At 68.5% G+C, this 15464-nt stretch carries 13 protein-coding genes and 2 pseudogenes; 6 read left to right on the plus strand and 9 right to left on the minus strand.

Going from position 1 to position 15464, the window contains the following annotated elements:
- Positions 1-2: 2 nt before the first annotated feature.
- Together rplF and rpsH are read right to left on the minus strand one after the other, a co-directional pair.
- On the minus strand, positions 3-539 hold the full coding sequence (gene rplF, locus ACWCPQ_RS22580; protein WP_411946291.1) for a 50S ribosomal protein L6: 537 nt from the start codon (positions 537-539) through the stop codon (positions 3-5).
- A gap of 15 nt (positions 540-554) precedes the next feature.
- Positions 555-953: a 30S ribosomal protein S8 gene (gene rpsH, locus ACWCPQ_RS22585; protein WP_014981717.1), complete on the minus strand. Its 399-nt coding sequence runs from the start codon at positions 951-953 to the stop codon at positions 555-557.
- 253 nt (positions 954-1206) lie between these two features.
- Between rpsH and ACWCPQ_RS22590 the strand changes: the two genes are divergently transcribed.
- Positions 1207-1677, plus strand: a complete 471-nt coding sequence (locus ACWCPQ_RS22590; protein ID WP_449901965.1) for a hypothetical protein — start codon at positions 1207-1209, stop codon at positions 1675-1677.
- 100 nt (positions 1678-1777) lie between these two features.
- Here ACWCPQ_RS22590 and ACWCPQ_RS22595 read toward each other — a convergent pair whose 3' ends face one another.
- The 3 genes and pseudogenes from ACWCPQ_RS22595 to ACWCPQ_RS22605 all read right to left on the minus strand — a co-directional run bounded on the left by ACWCPQ_RS22595 (position 1778) and on the right by ACWCPQ_RS22605 (position 5612).
- Positions 1778-2812, minus strand: a complete 1035-nt coding sequence (locus ACWCPQ_RS22595; protein ID WP_449902128.1) for an MSCRAMM family protein — start codon at positions 2810-2812, stop codon at positions 1778-1780.
- Between the two features lie 42 nt (positions 2813-2854).
- Positions 2855-4261, minus strand: a pseudogene (locus tag ACWCPQ_RS22600) (MFS transporter); the annotation flags it as partial.
- Positions 4262-4394: 133 nt separating this feature from the next.
- On the minus strand, positions 4395-5612 hold the full coding sequence (locus tag ACWCPQ_RS22605) for an MFS transporter (RefSeq protein WP_449901968.1): 1218 nt from the start codon (positions 5610-5612) through the stop codon (positions 4395-4397).
- A gap of 148 nt (positions 5613-5760) precedes the next feature.
- On the opposite strand from ACWCPQ_RS22605, the gene ACWCPQ_RS22610 reads away from it, so the two are divergent.
- Positions 5761-6933 (plus strand): alkaline phosphatase family protein, encoded by a 1173-nt coding sequence (locus tag ACWCPQ_RS22610; RefSeq protein ID WP_449901970.1) that lies wholly within the window; start codon positions 5761-5763, stop codon positions 6931-6933.
- A gap of 84 nt (positions 6934-7017) precedes the next feature.
- Positions 7018-7653, plus strand: coding sequence for an MBL fold metallo-hydrolase (locus ACWCPQ_RS22615; RefSeq protein WP_449902131.1), 636 nt, complete (start codon positions 7018-7020; stop codon positions 7651-7653).
- A gap of 74 nt (positions 7654-7727) precedes the next feature.
- On the opposite strand, the pseudogene ACWCPQ_RS22620 reads toward ACWCPQ_RS22615, so the two are convergent.
- Positions 7728-8945 (minus strand): annotated as a pseudogene (locus ACWCPQ_RS22620) (cytochrome P450).
- 157 nt (positions 8946-9102) lie between these two features.
- Between ACWCPQ_RS22620 and ACWCPQ_RS22625 the strand changes: the two are divergent.
- Complete coding sequence (locus ACWCPQ_RS22625; protein ID WP_449901972.1) at positions 9103-9663, plus strand: TetR/AcrR family transcriptional regulator; 561 nt, start codon at positions 9103-9105, stop codon at positions 9661-9663.
- A 2-nt stretch (positions 9664-9665) separates the two neighbouring features.
- On the opposite strand, the gene ACWCPQ_RS22630 is transcribed toward ACWCPQ_RS22625, so the two are convergent.
- Positions 9666-11648 carry a TPM domain-containing protein gene (locus tag ACWCPQ_RS22630; protein WP_449901975.1) on the minus strand — a complete coding sequence of 661 codons (1983 nt, stop codon included), beginning with the start codon at positions 11646-11648 and terminating at the stop codon, positions 9666-9668.
- Positions 11649-11827: 179 nt separating this feature from the next.
- Between ACWCPQ_RS22630 and ACWCPQ_RS22635 the strand changes: the two genes are divergently transcribed.
- Both ACWCPQ_RS22635 and ACWCPQ_RS22640 read left to right on the plus strand, forming a co-directional pair.
- Entirely contained in the window at positions 11828-13195 is a 1368-nt protein-coding gene (locus ACWCPQ_RS22635) for an acetamidase/formamidase family protein (protein ID WP_449901977.1), read from the plus strand.
- A gap of 61 nt (positions 13196-13256) precedes the next feature.
- Positions 13257-13949, plus strand: coding sequence for a class I SAM-dependent DNA methyltransferase (locus ACWCPQ_RS22640; RefSeq protein WP_449901980.1), 693 nt, complete (start codon positions 13257-13259; stop codon positions 13947-13949).
- Positions 13950-14060: 111 nt separating this feature from the next.
- Here ACWCPQ_RS22640 and ACWCPQ_RS22645 read toward each other — a convergent pair whose 3' ends face one another.
- Together ACWCPQ_RS22645 and ACWCPQ_RS22650 are read right to left on the minus strand one after the other, a co-directional pair.
- Positions 14061-14396 carry a hypothetical protein gene (locus tag ACWCPQ_RS22645; RefSeq protein ID WP_449901983.1) on the minus strand — a complete coding sequence of 112 codons (336 nt, stop codon included), beginning with the start codon at positions 14394-14396 and terminating at the stop codon, positions 14061-14063.
- Between the two features lie 482 nt (positions 14397-14878).
- On the minus strand, positions 14879-15286 hold the full coding sequence (locus tag ACWCPQ_RS22650; protein ID WP_449901985.1) for a hypothetical protein: 408 nt from the start codon (positions 15284-15286) through the stop codon (positions 14879-14881).
- Positions 15287-15464: the final 178 nt, after the last annotated feature.

Below are 15464 nucleotides of genomic sequence, written 5' to 3' on the forward strand. Positions count from 1 at the left end.
GATCACTTACCCGTCTTTCCGACCTTGCGGCGAACGACCTCGCCGGCGTAGCGGATGCCCTTGCCCTTGTACGGGTCGGGCTTGCGCAGGCCGTGGATGACCGCCGAAATCTGGCCGACCTTCTGCTTGTCGATCCCGGATACGGAGAATTTGGTGGGCGATTCCACCGCGAAGGTGATGCCCTCGGGCGCCTCGATCGGCACCGGGTGGCTGTAGCCGAGGGCGAACTCGAGGTTGCTGCCCTTCTGCTGCACGCGGTAGCCGACGCCGAAGATTTCCATCTTCTTCTCGTAGCCCTGGGTGACACCGGTGACCATATTGGCGATCAGGGTCCGGGTCAGGCCGTGCAGCGAGCGGCTGCGACGTTCGTCGTCCGGGCGAGAGACCACCAGGCGGCCGTCTTCCTGCGCGACACTGATCGGCTCGGCGATGGTCAGCGACAGCTGGCCCTTGGGGCCCTTCACCGCGACGTCCTGGCCGTTGACGGTCACTTCCACGCCCGCGGGAACCGCGACGGGATCTTTACCGATACGCGACATTGTCCGTACCTCCCCTTACCAGACGTAGGCGAGGACTTCCCCGCCCACTCCCTGCTTGGCCGCCTGGCGGTCGGTGAGCAGGCCGGTCGACGTGGAGATGATCGCCACGCCGAGGCCGCCCAGGACCTTGGGCAGGTTGGTGGATTTCGCGTACACGCGCAGACCCGGCTTCGACACGCGACGCAGACCCTGCAGGCTGCGCTCGCGGCTGGGGCCGTACTTGAGGTCGACGACGAGGCTCTTGCCCACGGTCGCGTCCTCGGTGCGGTAATCGGCGATATAACCCTCACGCTTCAGGATCTCGGCGATATTCGCCTTGAGCTTCGAATGCGGGGCCTTCACCTGATCGTGGTACGCCGAATTGGCGTTGCGCAGACGTGTCAGAAAGTCTGCGATCGGATCGGTCATGGTCATAGTTCGACCTCGACACCTTTCTCGCTGCGGTTCCCATACAACACCCACGCCAGTGGGCGCGGGCCGTGGGCCTACAGCAATTCGGCTGGTCCGGACGGCAGTCACCGCCGGATGAGTTCGCATCGCCCGGGCACCCACGCGGGGCCGCCCACGGACACAGAAGTGCCCTGGCAACCGGTCTAGTGTAGGAGCTGGCTCGAGTACGACAAAATCAGGGCCCGGAACGGCCTGCTCACCGCGGTATTCTGGCCGTATGACAGAGAAGGGGAACCTCGACGCGCGCGTGGCCGCACTCGAGGGGGAGATCGGGGAACTGAAACAACGGGTCCGGCGTACCGAGCAGGACGCGGCCGCCGCGCGGGTACTCGCCGGGGGCGCCGACCGGGATGTCTCGGAGATCAGAGCCGAGATCCGGGAATTCCGGGAACAGAATCTACGGCTGCACAATGCGACCCGCGAAGACATCACCGGAATCCGGGGTGATATCAGCGGCATCCACGGTGATATCTCCGGCATCCAGGGCGATATCACCGGCATCCAGGGCGATATCACCGGCATCCGGAGCACTGTCGGTGAGCTGGGTGGCCGCATGGACCATATGGAAAGCCGAATCGACACGCTCACGCTCGAGATGCGCAGCAAGTTCGACATGCTCGCCGCAGGTCAACAGCAGATCGTGAGCCTGATCACGCAGGCGATCGATCGCGGTACCGGCGGCGAGTAGCCCGGGCGCGAGCCCGGCTACCGGCGTCCACCTCCACGAAACGACAGAGGGGCTCGGGTTTCGACCCGAGCCCCTCTCTGTTGTCCGCTGGAGCGGCGACTCACCGAGAGGTGCGGTGCACCTCCGGCAGTTCACCGAACCGTTCGCTGTCCACTTCGTCCGAGCCGGCGGAGTCGGCGAGCGGTTCCGCCCGCAGCTCCATATCGAGGCCCTCGACATCGTGTTCCCCGACATGTATCTGCGCCGTCGACGGCGCATAGCCGGTCGCGACGACCGTGTAGGTGCCCCCGTCGAGATTGCCGAATGCGTAGGACCCGTCCGAATCGGTGGCCAGTGTCTCGATCACATTGCCCAGCGAATCGGTGAGCGTAACCCTGGCCTCCGCCAACGGCCGGCCGCCGCCGCGCACCACGCCCGCCACTCGCACGCCCGGGCGCAGCAGCACCTCGAGCAGGGCGGTCTCCCGGCTGCTCACCTGCGCCGACACGGCGGTCGGGTGGTAACCGAACGCACTGACCGCGATCGTGAACTCGCCTTCGGGCAGACCCGCGAGGTCGAAGACACCGGAACCGTCGGATTCCGCGGCGGCGAGGACTTCGCCGCGCATGTCCAGGGCGGTCACGGTGGCACCGGCCACCGGGCTACCGTCGCCGGTCCGCGCGACCGTGCCCGCGAGACTGGCCAGGGTGGTGAGTGTGACGTCGTAGGACACCGGGTTGCTGCCGAGGACGGCGGTGGAGGCGTCGGGGCGCCGGCCTTCGGCCGAAGCGATCAGCACATACGAGCCCGGGGCCGGGGCGGCCAGCTCGTAGAAACCGTCCTGGCCCGAGAGGGCCCTGCCCAGCTGCTGCCCGGACGGCGAGATCAGGGTCAGTGTGGCGCCGGCCACTGCGATACCGCGTGCATCGTTCACCCGGCCGAACAGAATGGAACCGCTACCACTCGGCTGCGGCACAGTCCCGGCCGAGCCGTTCGTACCGTTGGTTCCCCTCGCGGCGAACGATGCGGGTTCGGGGGCGGCGTGCCGGGGCGCCGGTGCGCGCTCCCCGTTCGGCGTCCCGGCCTCGGCGTCGGCCACGACCCGTTCGGCTTCCACCGACAGTCCGGCAGGTGCGGCGGGCACCGCTTCGGCCATCGCGTGCACCGTGTCGGACTTCTCTTTATCCGAGTGCGCGACCGCCGCCGCGGCCCGTTTGGCGGTGGGAATGGTCAGTGCGATGACAGCGGCGGCCGCCGCGACACCGCAGCCGATCAGGATGCCGACCTTGAAACCGTTCTCCGTGGGTACCGAGATGCCGCCGGCGAAAGCAGTGCTCATCTCGGCCAGCACCGCGCCGATGGCCGCGGAGGCCACCGAGGTGCCGATGGAACGCATGAGGGTGTTGAAGCTGTTGGCGGCGGAGGTCTCGGTGATCGGTACCGCGCTCATGATCAGCGCGGGCATGGCGCCGTAGGCGAAACCCACACCCAGGCTGATGATGATGGCGCCGACCATCAGACCCCAGGGCTTGCCCATCAGCGGTACCGACGTGCCGTAACCGGCCGCGATGATGACCGCGCCGAAGACCAGGGTGACCTTGGGCCCCGCCAGCGCCGACAATTTCGCGCTCAGCGGCGAGGACAGCATCATCATGAGCCCGCCCGGCGCCATCCACAGACCCATCGCGACCATCGACTGGCCGAGACCGTAGCCGGTGGCCTCCGGCAACTGCAGCAGCTGCGGGAAGATCAGCGCCTGCGCGAACATCGACATACCGATGACGATCGAGGCGGCGTTGGTCAGCAGTACCCGCGGTCGGGCGGTGACCCGCAGATCGACCAGCGGATCACGCGAACGCAGCTCCCAGACACCCCACAGCAGCAGCACCACAACCGCGGCGACGAACAGGGAGATCGTGGTGGCGCTGGTCCAGCCCCAGCTCGCACCCTTGGACACGGCGAGCAGCAGGCAGACCAGCGCGGCGCCCAGGCCGAGCGCGCCCAGTACATCGAACCGGCCGCGTTCGGCCCGCGGCGGGGTCGCGGGAACGACGAAGAAGATCAGTGCACCGGCCACCGCGGCCAGCGCCGCGACACCCCAGAACAGATACCGCCAGCTGCTGTATTCGACGACGGCGGCGGCCAGCGGCAGACCGAGCGCGCCACCCACACCGAGCGACGAACTGATCAGCGCGATACCCGAACCCAGTTTGGCGGGCGGCAACAGATCGCGTAGTGCGGCGATACCGACCGGGATCAGGCCCACGCCCATCCCCTGCAGACCACGCCCGATCAGCATCGGCCACAGCGACGAGGACACGGCACAGATCACCGAGCCGATCACGAGTGGGACCACTGATCCCACCAGAACGGGCCGCTTGCCGAGGAGGTCACCGAGCCGGCCGGCGACCGGGGTCGTCACCGCGCTGGCCAGCAGGCTCGCGGTCACCACCCAGGTCGCGTTCGAGGGTTCGGTGTCCAGGATCTCCGGTAGCTGCCCGAGCAACGGCATCACCAGGGTCTGCGTCAACGACGCCACGATCCCGGCGAATGCGAGCACCGCCAGTACCGCCGCGGGGCGGACGACGGGTTCGGGTTTGGTCACGAGCGTGCTCCTCGATAAGTGAACGATCGACCGATGTGCATAATACACATAACATGCATGATGCAATCTAACCAATTCGCCGGTGTAAACATTCCGCGCACTCCGGCCGACAACGCCCGATACCGCACTCCGCTCAGTAGTTGCGCGCAGTCGCCGTAATCCGTTCCGGCCGCCCGATCCACCAGGTGAACGCCACAGCCACTGCGATCGCCCCCGCCGCGACCGCGGCGAGGCCGCTCCACCCGAACCAGCCGACCGCGACCGCACCGAACCCGGTACCCGCGCTGCCCCCGAGGAAGTAGACGACCATATAGGCGCTGTTGAACCGCGCAGGCGCAGCGGGATCGACGGCCAGCACCGTGCTCTGGTTGCCCACCTGGGCCGCGAAGAGCCCGGCATCGAACAGACCGAGGCAGACCAGCGTCACGATCGTGTTCGACAAGCCCGCACCCAGCACCACCACCGCGGCGAGGGCGAGCGCGAGACCTACCAGGATCACCCGGCGCGCGCCGACCCGATCGGTCCAGGTTCCGGCGATCCGGGTCGCGACGACTCCCAGGAGGCCGGCGAGGGCGAACAGGCCGATCCGCGCGGGCGAAAAGGAGAAGGGCGGTTGCGAGAGGGCCACCGCGAGTCCCGCCCAGACCGCGCAGAAGGCGAAGAACCACAGGGCTCCGCGACCGGCCGCCACCCGCAGTACCGGGAACCGCGCGAACAGCCCGGGGATCCCGCGCAAGGTCGCGAGGTAACCACGACCTGCCGGCCCTTCGGCGGCAGGCAGTACTCGTCGGGCGGCGACCGCCGCGGCGGCGCACGCTACCGCGAACACCAGCAGCATCACGCGCCAGCCGAGCGAATCGGTGAGCCACCCGCCGCCGATCCGCCCGGCCAGGATCCCGGCCGAGATACCCGCGGTCACCACGCCCAGTACCGTGGCCCGCCGCCCTGGTTCCGCGAAACGACCGGCGACCGAGCTCAATTGCGCGCCGACCGCCGAGCCGGCGCCGACCAGCCCGGTGACCAGCGCGAGATGCCAGGACGATCCGGCCACCGCGCCGGCCGCCAGCGCGGCGGCGAGCAGGGCGAACTGCACCGCCACCACCGACCGCGGCGCGAACCGGTCGACCAGCGGAACCAGCAGCGCGAGCCCCACCAGATAACCGATCGGCCCGCAGGCCAGCGCGGTACCGATCACCGCGGGCGAGGTGTGCAGGGAATCCGCAACTTCCGCGACCGCCGGTTGCAGTGGGTACATACTCGCGGTACCGAGCGCGGCGGCGAGCGCCATGAACCACACCGTGGGAGCGCGCAACACCGTAGTCCGGATATCCAGGGTCGATTCGGTTTTCACAGCACAGACGCTAGGAACATCGCGGCCCGGATTCCGGCGGAAACCGGACCTCACCGTCACCATCGGTATCGGAGCGCTGTCCCGAACGGGAGGCGGTGTCCCGCCCGCTGCACACCGGAATCACCGCGAATACTGCACCATTGCAGTGGTGCGGAACACACTCGCCGATATTTTGCCGTCCGTCGCCGCGTCGTTCGGGATGAATACGCCCGGACCGCTACCGCTCGAACCCAACCGCGATGTGGTGCTGCTGCTGATCGACGGACTCGGCGCCGAACTGCTGGCGCGGCACCGCGATACAGCGCCGACGCTGGCGGGCCGGATCTCCACCACGCTCACCGCCGGGTTCCCGGCAACCACCGCGACCAGCCTCGCCAGTCTGGCACTGGGCGCTCCCTGTTCGGCGCACGGCATCATCGGCTACAGCTTCGCCGTACCAGACTCCGCCGGGGTCCGGTTGTTCAACCCGTTGCGCTGGCGATTCGACTCCGCGACCGGCGAGGACGCGCGCGAGACCTTTCCGCCCGAAACCGCACAGCCGGGCCCGAGCCGTCTGCAGGACCTCGCCGCGCATGGCGTGGAGGTGCACTATGTGGTCCCGGAATACCAGATCCGCTCCGGGCTGACCCGGGCCGCTTTCCGCGCCCCGGGCACCCTGCATCCGGCCCCCACCCTCGACGAGGTCCGGGCCGGGATCCTGGCAGTCGCCGATCATCGGGGTACCGGGTCGCGGTTCGCCTACGCCTACTTCCCGGACCTCGATTCGACCGGGCATCTGTACGGACCCGAATCACCGGAGGCGCTGGCCGTACTGCGCGATATCGACGCCTTCGCGGCCGGACTGCTCACCGACCTGCCGGATACCTGCACCCTGCTGGTGACCGGAGACCACGGAATGATCCAGGCGGACACCTTCATCGATCTCGACGCGCACAACGGGCTGCACCACGGGGTACGCCTCGTCGCCGGCGAAGCACGGGTACGCCATCTCTACCTGGACCACCCCGCCGCACTTCCCGATGTCCTGGACAGCTGGCAGCGCGAGCTGTCCGAGCACGCGCAGGTGGTGAGTCGTGAGCAGGCATTGGACGAGCACTGGTTCGGCCCCACCCCGCCCGGGCCGGTGATCACGAATCGTATCGGCGAGGTGGTGGTGGTGGCCCGGGGTCGCTGTGTGCTGGTGCGCCCGGAACGTGAACCGCTGGAATCGTCGATGGCCGGCCACCACGGCGCATGGGACCCCGACGAACAGTTGGTTCCGCTCATCACGTCACGCCCAGGGGTGGAATCGCCGATGACCACACCGGCAACGCGGCCTTGACCTGAACCAACATTGGGGTAATAGCTTCGGTTCATGCCCAGCGACTCGACGACTCGAACCGAAGCCGACCGGCCCGGCACGACCATGCGCCGGATACTTCCCGACCTGTGGGAGACCCGCGAATTCGTCGTCCCCGGCGGCCCGCGGACCCACGCCTACCTGTGGACTCCGCCCTCCGGGGACAATGTCCTCTTCTACTCTCCCGGCGACACCGGTGATTTCGAAGCCCTCGCCGAACTCGGTGGTGTGGCACGCCAGTATCTGAGTCATCAGGACGAGGCCGGGCCCGTATTGCGCGCGGTATCCGAACAGTTCGGCAGCCGGCTGCACGCCCCGGCCGCCGAGGCCGGGCAGATCGAAGCCTTCGCTCCCATCGATGTGCCACTCGCCGAACGGAAGGTGGACGACGTCGGGATCGAAGTGATCCCGACACCGGGGCATTCGCCGGGCAGCACCTGCTATCTCGTCCCGGGCCACGGCGGCCGCAGCTATCTGTTCACCGGCGACACATTTCTCCGCTACGACGACGGCCTCTGGCGCGCCGGCTACATACCCGGCTACAGCGATGAGGACGGGTTGCGCACTGCGCTGGACACCCTCGCCGCCCTGCGCCCGGACGTGGTCCTGTCCAGCGCTTTCCTTGCCGGTGCCGGTGGTTTCCACCGGATCGAGCGGGATCGCTGGCCCACCTACGTCGACCAAGCCGGAGCAGAGCTCTGATCCCTGGGCGCCCGATCGATTTCGACCGGATACCGGGTTCGGTGACCTCGATGGTCGACAACTGGCTTCTCCGTTCACAATCCGGTGTACCGGCCGCGGATCCCACCCAGCGCAGCCGAGCAGGCGGGAGTTATCGCAAGGTCGAGACGGGCGAGCCGGCGCACCAGATGACTCGGCACCCAGTCGGGTTCGGGATCGACGGCGGTGAAGTCCCGGGTCTCGCGAAGCAGCATGCCGATGGCCGCGCGGGCCTCGAGCCGGGCCAGCGCGGCACCCACACAGAAGTGGATACCCCGGCCGAAGGCGAGATGACTGCGGCGGCGGTCCAACCGGAACTCGTCCGGATCGTCGAATACGGCCGGATCGCGATTGGCCGACCCCCACAGCAGATACAGATGCGACCCGGCCGGGAGATCGACACCGCCGAGGGCGGTATCCGCCACGACATGACGGTAGTGCCCGCGGAACGGCGATTCCAGCCGGAGGACTTCGTCGACGAAAACCGGGATCAGCTCCGGATCGGCGCGTAATGCGGTGGCGAGATCCGGGCGTGTTGCGAGCACCCGGGCTGCGGTCCCGAGCAGCGCCGCAGTGGATTCGCCACCGGCGGCGACCAATTGCACCAGCATCAGTACCGCCGTACCGGTCGATATCGTTCCCTCGGCCACGGCCCGCGCCAGGTCACCGAGTACGCCCGGTACCGGACGGGAAAGGGCTCAGTCCAGACATTCGGCCAGATAGCCGGCCATCTCGGTGGCCGCGACGGTCGCCGCCGCGACCTGATCAGCGCTCACCACTCCATCGAGCAGCTGGGTAGCCGCGAAGGTCCACGAGAGCAAGGTGCCGGGATCGCAGTCGGACAGACCCAGCAGCCGAGCCACCACCGCCATCGGCAGCCGGTGCGCCACTGCCGCGACCCAGTCGATGTGGTCGCCGCCGGTCCACGCCTGCTCCAGTGTCGCTGTGACGAAGGGTTCCAGCGCGAGGACCCGGGCCGCGGTCAGTGTGGGAAGCGCCAGCTTGCGATGCGCTCGATGGGCGGGATCGTCACCGGTCGCCAGCACATGCCCGGCGTCGCCGAAAGGAGCGAGCGCGATCTCGGTGACCGCGCCGTCGGGGTGGATCATCATCGTCTCGGTCAGATTCGAGGAGAAATCGTCGGGCCGGGTTGCCGCTTCGGTCACCAGATCCCAGGTCGCGACGAGATGGAATCGCGAGTCACCCACCCGATGGACCGGGTCCTCGCGACGCAATCGTTCGTAGAACGGATACGGATCGCCCAATTCGTGCATGAACTCCACGCTGACCGTCCCGACCACACCGGTACAAGTCCTGCGACCGAAGTCGATACACGCAATCGCTCATCAGGGCGTCCACTTGTCTCATATGGATAGAGCCAGCTGCACAGATACCCACAGAATCGCAATGCCTTCGTCTCATACTGAGACGATGGGCAGAGACTGGGACTGGCTGCTGGGCGCCACCCGGCACGACACGGCAGCCGACCACATCTACGCTGCGGCGGCCGACCTCATCGCGCGCCACGGCTTCGACCGGCTCGACGTCGACTCCGTGGCCCGGCACGCGCATTGCTCCCGCGCCACCGTCTACCGGCACACCGGAGGCCGGACCCATCTGCGCGAAACCGTCCTCACCCGGGCCGCCACCCACATCACCGACCGCATCCACGCCGCCGTCACCGACCGCACGGGCGCCGATCGCATTCACACGGCGCTCACCGTCGCGCTCAGCGAGATCCGCGCCGATCCGGTCGTCATGGCGTTCCTGGCTTCCCAGCACGGCCCCGGCGCTGTGGTGACCTTCGCCGAATCGCCGGCCCTGATCCGGGTCGCGGCCGATCTGGTCGGATTCCCGCGCGACGACCCGCTGGCCGCCACCTGGCTCATTCGCTCTGTACTCCAGCTGCTGCTGTGGCCCACCGACCCGGATACGGAAACGGCCCTGCTGCACCGCTTCGTTCCCACGGTCAGCCGGTCGTCCGGCAGCTGAGATCAGAAGCGCCCACCACGACTGATCCGCCGGGAACCGCCCGACCCACCGAAAGACCCGGCCCGGTAGCCGCCGTGGCGGCCGGGTCTTCCGCCCATGCCGCCGCCCATGCCGCCACGCAGCATGCTGTCGATCAGGATGCCGCCCAGGATCGCACCCGCCTGCGCGCCACCCGCCGACGGCCGGCCGGCCTCCCAAGTCCGCACGCCGGCCTGTGCTTCCTGTAGGGCACGGCCGCCCAGATCGGCCGCGGAACGGGCATGATCGAGAGCCACGGCCGGGTCCTCGGTGCGCAGCCGCACCGCCTCGTCGAGGTGACGCTGAGCTTCCGACAGCCGCGTGCGCGGCACCGCGTCCACCGCACCACGCCGGGTACTGACGAAATCGGTGGCCATCCGGACCCGGGCAGCCGCGTCTCCGAGAGCCTGTTCCAGGCGGCGCGCCAGATCCTCGGCGGCCAGTTTGCGCTCGCCGGCCGCGGCCAGCGCACGGTCCAGATCGCCGTCGGCGGCCACCGCATCGTGGAAAACGCTCAGCGGGTCGGTTTCGGCGGCGGTCGCCGCGCTGTCCAGTACGGTCCGCGCGGCGGCGACGGCCGCGGCGAGTTGCGGACCGCCGTGTTCGGTGAGATCGGCGGCGGTATCGAGGTCGGCACGCAATTCGTCCAATACGGCGGGCAGGCCGGCCCGTGCCTGCTGGATATTCGCCGCCGCCCCGGTGACGGCGTCGAGCAGCGTGCGGGCCTGCCCGATCGCGCTTTCGGCCGCCCGGATATCGGCGACAGCGCCACCCTGCTCACCCACGGGTTTCCCGAGTTCCCGGCGTCCCTCGCCGATACATTCGTCGGCGAAGGTGATGCGCTCCCGCGCCATGGTGGCATTGTCGCGGATGGGTTCGAGCACACTGGCCGTATAGGTGCCCGCCAACCGGGCCAGTTCGGTGTCCGCGGCCGGGATCCGGCCGGTGAGATCGACGATATCGCGGGTCAGGGCGTCGAGCCGCGACGGCGCGTTGATGAGCAGATCACGCATACCGTCGAATTCGGTGACGCGGGCGTCTAGTTCGCGATCGGCGTGTCCGGCGCTGGTGATCAGCTCGATCAGCAGCGTGCGCTGTTCGTCGGGTGTTTCCGGTACGGCGTCGTCGAGACGTTGCCGGATCGTGAAGGCTTTCGCGGCGGCGGCCTTCGCATTGTCCAGTGCGATACGGAAGGGCAGCACGGCTGTTTCGCCGAATTCCCCCAGGGCGAGGTCCAGTTCCTCGGTGCTGGTCCGGACCGCGTTGTCGATCTCCACGAGCATCTCGCGCGAACGGCCGTGCAGCGCCTCCAGCGGTAGCGCGGCGAGTGCCGCGGGGTCGGTGGGGTCGGTCTCCCGGGCCTGCTCGAGTTCGGCCCGATCACGCGCCCGCCGCCGGTAGCGCTGGTACAGGAGCAGACCGGCCAGCGCGAGCACGATCAGCGCGCCGATCACCAGCACCGGCCCGAGACTCACTCCGCCACCACCCACCGCGGAGTCGATACCCTGCGCCGCGACCACACCCGCATCGGCCCATCGGCTGTCGCGCAGCGCCGGTTCGACGTCGTCGACGAGGATCCGGTCGAGTTCGGATTCGCTCACCCCGCTCGGCAGTTCACCGTCGAAGGCGTACGCGCGATCGCCGGTGGCGACCGCGAGCAGCAGGTCCCGGTCGCCGAATCCGGATATCCGTGCGGTCTGCGCGGCCCAGTCCTGGGGACTGTCACCGGCGAAATCGCCCACGTAGACGACCCAGAGACGCACCTGACGATCGGCGTAGAGGGTATCGACGGCCGCCCGTACCCGGTCGGTGTCGCCGGTGCCGAGAGCACCTACCCGGTCCTCGACATAGGTATCCATCCGGGCGGGCGGTTCCGCCGCGGCGACCGGCGCCGAAATCGCACCGGCGAACAGCAGGCCGAGTACGAGCCACGCGACCCGGCGGAGCGGATTCTTCGACGTCGGCATGCCCCGAATGTAGCGCGCGAACCCCCGGGCGAGGGCCCTCCGCGGGCGATCACCGGCCGATTCGGTGAGCGCTGCGGCACAGTCCGGCGGTGAACGGCCCCTGACACGAATAAGAAACAGAATGGAAATTTTGTCTCGATACCTTCCGGACGCTCGCCCAGACAGCACCGGAGGTACCCATGACCGATCCCCTCGCCCGCGAAGCAGCCGAGACCCTCGTGCGCGGTCTGGGCCGGCGGGGTTTCCTCCGCGCGGCCGCGGCGGTCGGGGCGGTGAGCGCGGCGGCGACCGCGACCGCCTGCACATCGGGCACTCCCGCGAACCCCGTGTCGACTTCCGCCCCGGCGCTCCCGTTCAGCGGCGGTGTGCCGATCCTGCAACCCGGCCAGGGCGATATCCCCGGCGACCACTATCTGCGTTCGGAAGTGGACCAGGTGCTCTGGGGGTATGTGCCCAACATCCACAGCAAAGAGGTGCTGCGGATGAAATCGGGCGAGACCGTCACCATCGACGCCGTCTCCCACGAGGGAATCCTGGAAGACCAGGGTCGCGACCCGTTGGCGTACTTCGGTGCGAAGGGGGTCGCGAAGAACGATGTGCTCGCCGACGCGATCGCGATCGCCGAGGGCTACGACCGCACCCCCCGCGATTTCGACAAGGACGGCCCGCATATCGTCACCGGCCCGGTGTTCGTGGAAGACGCCCGGCCGGGCGATGTACTGAAGATCGAGACCCTCGGCGCGGTCCCCCGGGTGCCCTACGGCATCGTATCGAGCCGGCACGGCAAGGGCGCACTGGCCCGGACCGCCAACGGCGAGGCACCGGCCGGTATCTCGCTCGACGAGGTGATGCCGCCGGTGGCCACCGACCGGCGGCCCACCGGCGATCCGCGCGATTACGGCAATGTCTCCACCTTCACCGCCATCGAATCGGGCCTCGGCGTCATGCCCTTCGGGGCAGCGAAGGTCCGGTTCCCGCTACGGCCTTTCATGGGCATGATGGGCGTGGCCTTCGCACCGGATGCGGACCCGAAAGCGGCTTCCGCCAATTCGATTCCGCCCACGCGCGGTGGCGGCAATATCGATATCCGGCTCCTCGGCGCCGGTTCCGCTTTCTACCTGCCGGTTTTCGCCGAAGGCGCCCTGTTCTACGTCGGCGACCCCCATATGGCCATGGGCGACGGCGAAGCCGCGCTGACCGCGATGGAAGGTTCGCTGCGCGGCACATTCCGCCTCACCGTCTGCAAACCCGGCTCCGGGGACGCGCCCGAGGTCGCCTACCGGTACCCGTTCGGCGAAACCGATGAGGCCTGGATCCCCATCGGCCTCTCCGACCCGGACGGTTCGCAGAACGGCCAGTCCAGCGATCTGAACATCGCCATGCGCCGCGCGGTCGTCAACGCGCTCGATTTTCTGGAGGAGGCGAAGGGGATGGACCGCGCCACCGCCTACGCATATCTCTCCGCGGCGGCGGATTTCACCGTATCCCAGGTGGTGGACCGCACCGTCGGCGTGCACGGCCAGATCTACAAATCCCATTTCGCCTGATCCGGTACGCCGACTCGGAAATGTATTGCGCGGCGGGCGGGCCCACTCACAAGATATGGCCATGCCAGCCTTCGCGGAATTCGACCGGCGCCACTACCGGACCGTCGATGTGGCCACCGGATACGACGGCTGGGCCGCCACCTACGACCGGACAGTTCTCGATTTCATGGATCTCGCGCTACTGGAACGCCTCCGCCGCCCGGCGTGGAAAGCCGCGCGGCGAGCCGCCGACCTGGGTTGTGGCACCGGGCGCACCGCGGCCTGGTTGCGCCGGCACAGCCCGGCCCGTATCGACGGCATCGATCTCAGCGCGGAAATGCTGTCGCGGGCACGCGACCGCGATATCCACTCCGTCCTCGCGCTCGGCGACGCCCGGGATACCGGATTCCCCGGCGCCGCCTACGATCTCGTGATCTCCGCCCTGATCGACGAGCACCTGCCCGATCTCGCCCCCTTCTACACCGAGGCACGCAGACTGGCCACGCCGGGCGGTATGTTCGTGCTGGTCAGCTACCATCCGCAGTTCATGATGGTCACCGGTATGCCCACCCATTACACCGGCTCCGACGGTGAACCGCTGGCCATATCCACCCATCTGCACACCTTCAGTGACCATGTGACGGCCGCGTCCGCCGTCGGCTGGCAGCTGGCCGAACTCGCCGAGAGCTCGATCGACGACACGTGGATCGCCGCGAAACCCAAATGGTCCGGGCTACGCGGACATCCGTTCACGATGGCGTCGGTCTGGGTGTAGCCATTGCCGGGTTCGCGGACCCGGGACGGTCAGCGGCCCACCCCGCGATCACGCGGCCGACCGGGCGCCGCTCGACCGGCGACGAGATCCGCCGGTCGAGCGGTATTTCCGTCAGCGGGTGACGGTCACGCTGATACCCGGCGGTGCCGCGATCGGCTCGTCGATGATCACCGACAGGGTCGATCCCGGCTGCTCGGCGGCGCGCCCGGCGTATTCGGTGATGCTCTCGCCGAGGCGCTGTTTCGCCTGCGGTGTGAAGTTGGGCGGCAGCGCGCCCAGCACGGGCCCGAGGTTCAGTTCCTCGATGGCCCGGGCCTCCGTATCGGTGAGGTTCACGGTGACCGCTTCCTCGGATCGATCCACGGACAGGGCCGAAGCCGAACCGCTACCGAGAACGAGACAGCCCGCCGATGCGGCGAGGACGGTCAGTGGAAGGTGGAATCTCACGGAAGAACTCCTAGGTATGTGTCGATTGTTCGGTCGGATCTGCGTTTTCCCCGACGCGGTGGTCGGGCGGCTGAACTCTCGTTTCGCCGGACGGACCCGGCCGAGAACGAGAAGGATTTTTCGTTCGGCGCGTTCCTTTCTGCAGGTGCCCGGCACTGGGTTCGGAAGTGCCTTTCCGAATCCGCCGGCGCTTCTGGAGTGGACGAGGCCGCCTCTCGGCACCGGGCCCGGCAGTGAGCACACACCGGCGACCGAGTACGGATCAGCGCGAGCGTGGGGTCGACGGGCGGCGACCGGGACGGCGAAGCGGTGACCGCCGGGCCGCGATCGACCCGGACGCGCCACAGACCGTGCGGACACCTACGATCCGCGAATGCGCGCCCGACAAGCGGCGTCCCGCGGTCGGTCCGAGGCGCACGCCCGGCGCCGGGACGGCCTTCACCGACCGGCGGGTATCGACCCACCGGCACAGCGCAGGCCTGTCACCTCCGGCAGACGCAGAGGCGTAGCAGGATTTCTCCCCCGGTCGCGGACAGACCGGATGCCGGGAACGCGATCCGGGCGCCGCGACGTGCGGGCTCCAGCAGTCCCACAACGAGTCCGAGGAAGATCAGCGCGACCGGCCACAGATCATCGAGGCGGGGGCGCGGGACAGCGGCTCGCATGCACGCGTAGCGGCAGTGCACGGACTGTCCGCCGGTTTCCCCGGGCCGCTCGGTTTCGGACCCGGCCGGGTTGTTCGCCGCGATGATGGCGGATACGAGCGAGACGTAGGTGGTCTCGCGCGGGTCGACCATCTGGCCGTCGCGTACCTCGAGCGTCAGCACCACCGCGGCGAAAACGAGCACGAACATCCGCAGCAGCTGCGGCGCTCGCGCGATATGCCTCACAGTCGCCGATACTAACCGACGCCGACCACGTCCGGTTTATCCGGTTCTGTTCGCCATTGGGAACGAATTCGACTATGCCGCAACAGCTACCGGAACAGGCGTAACGACCCGGTGGCCACCTCGGCCCCCGCCACGACACCCCACCGCAGCCGGTCACCGGTACGAGATACCGGCAGGA

It is taken from the genome of Nocardia sp. NPDC001965 (assembly GCF_053594175.1).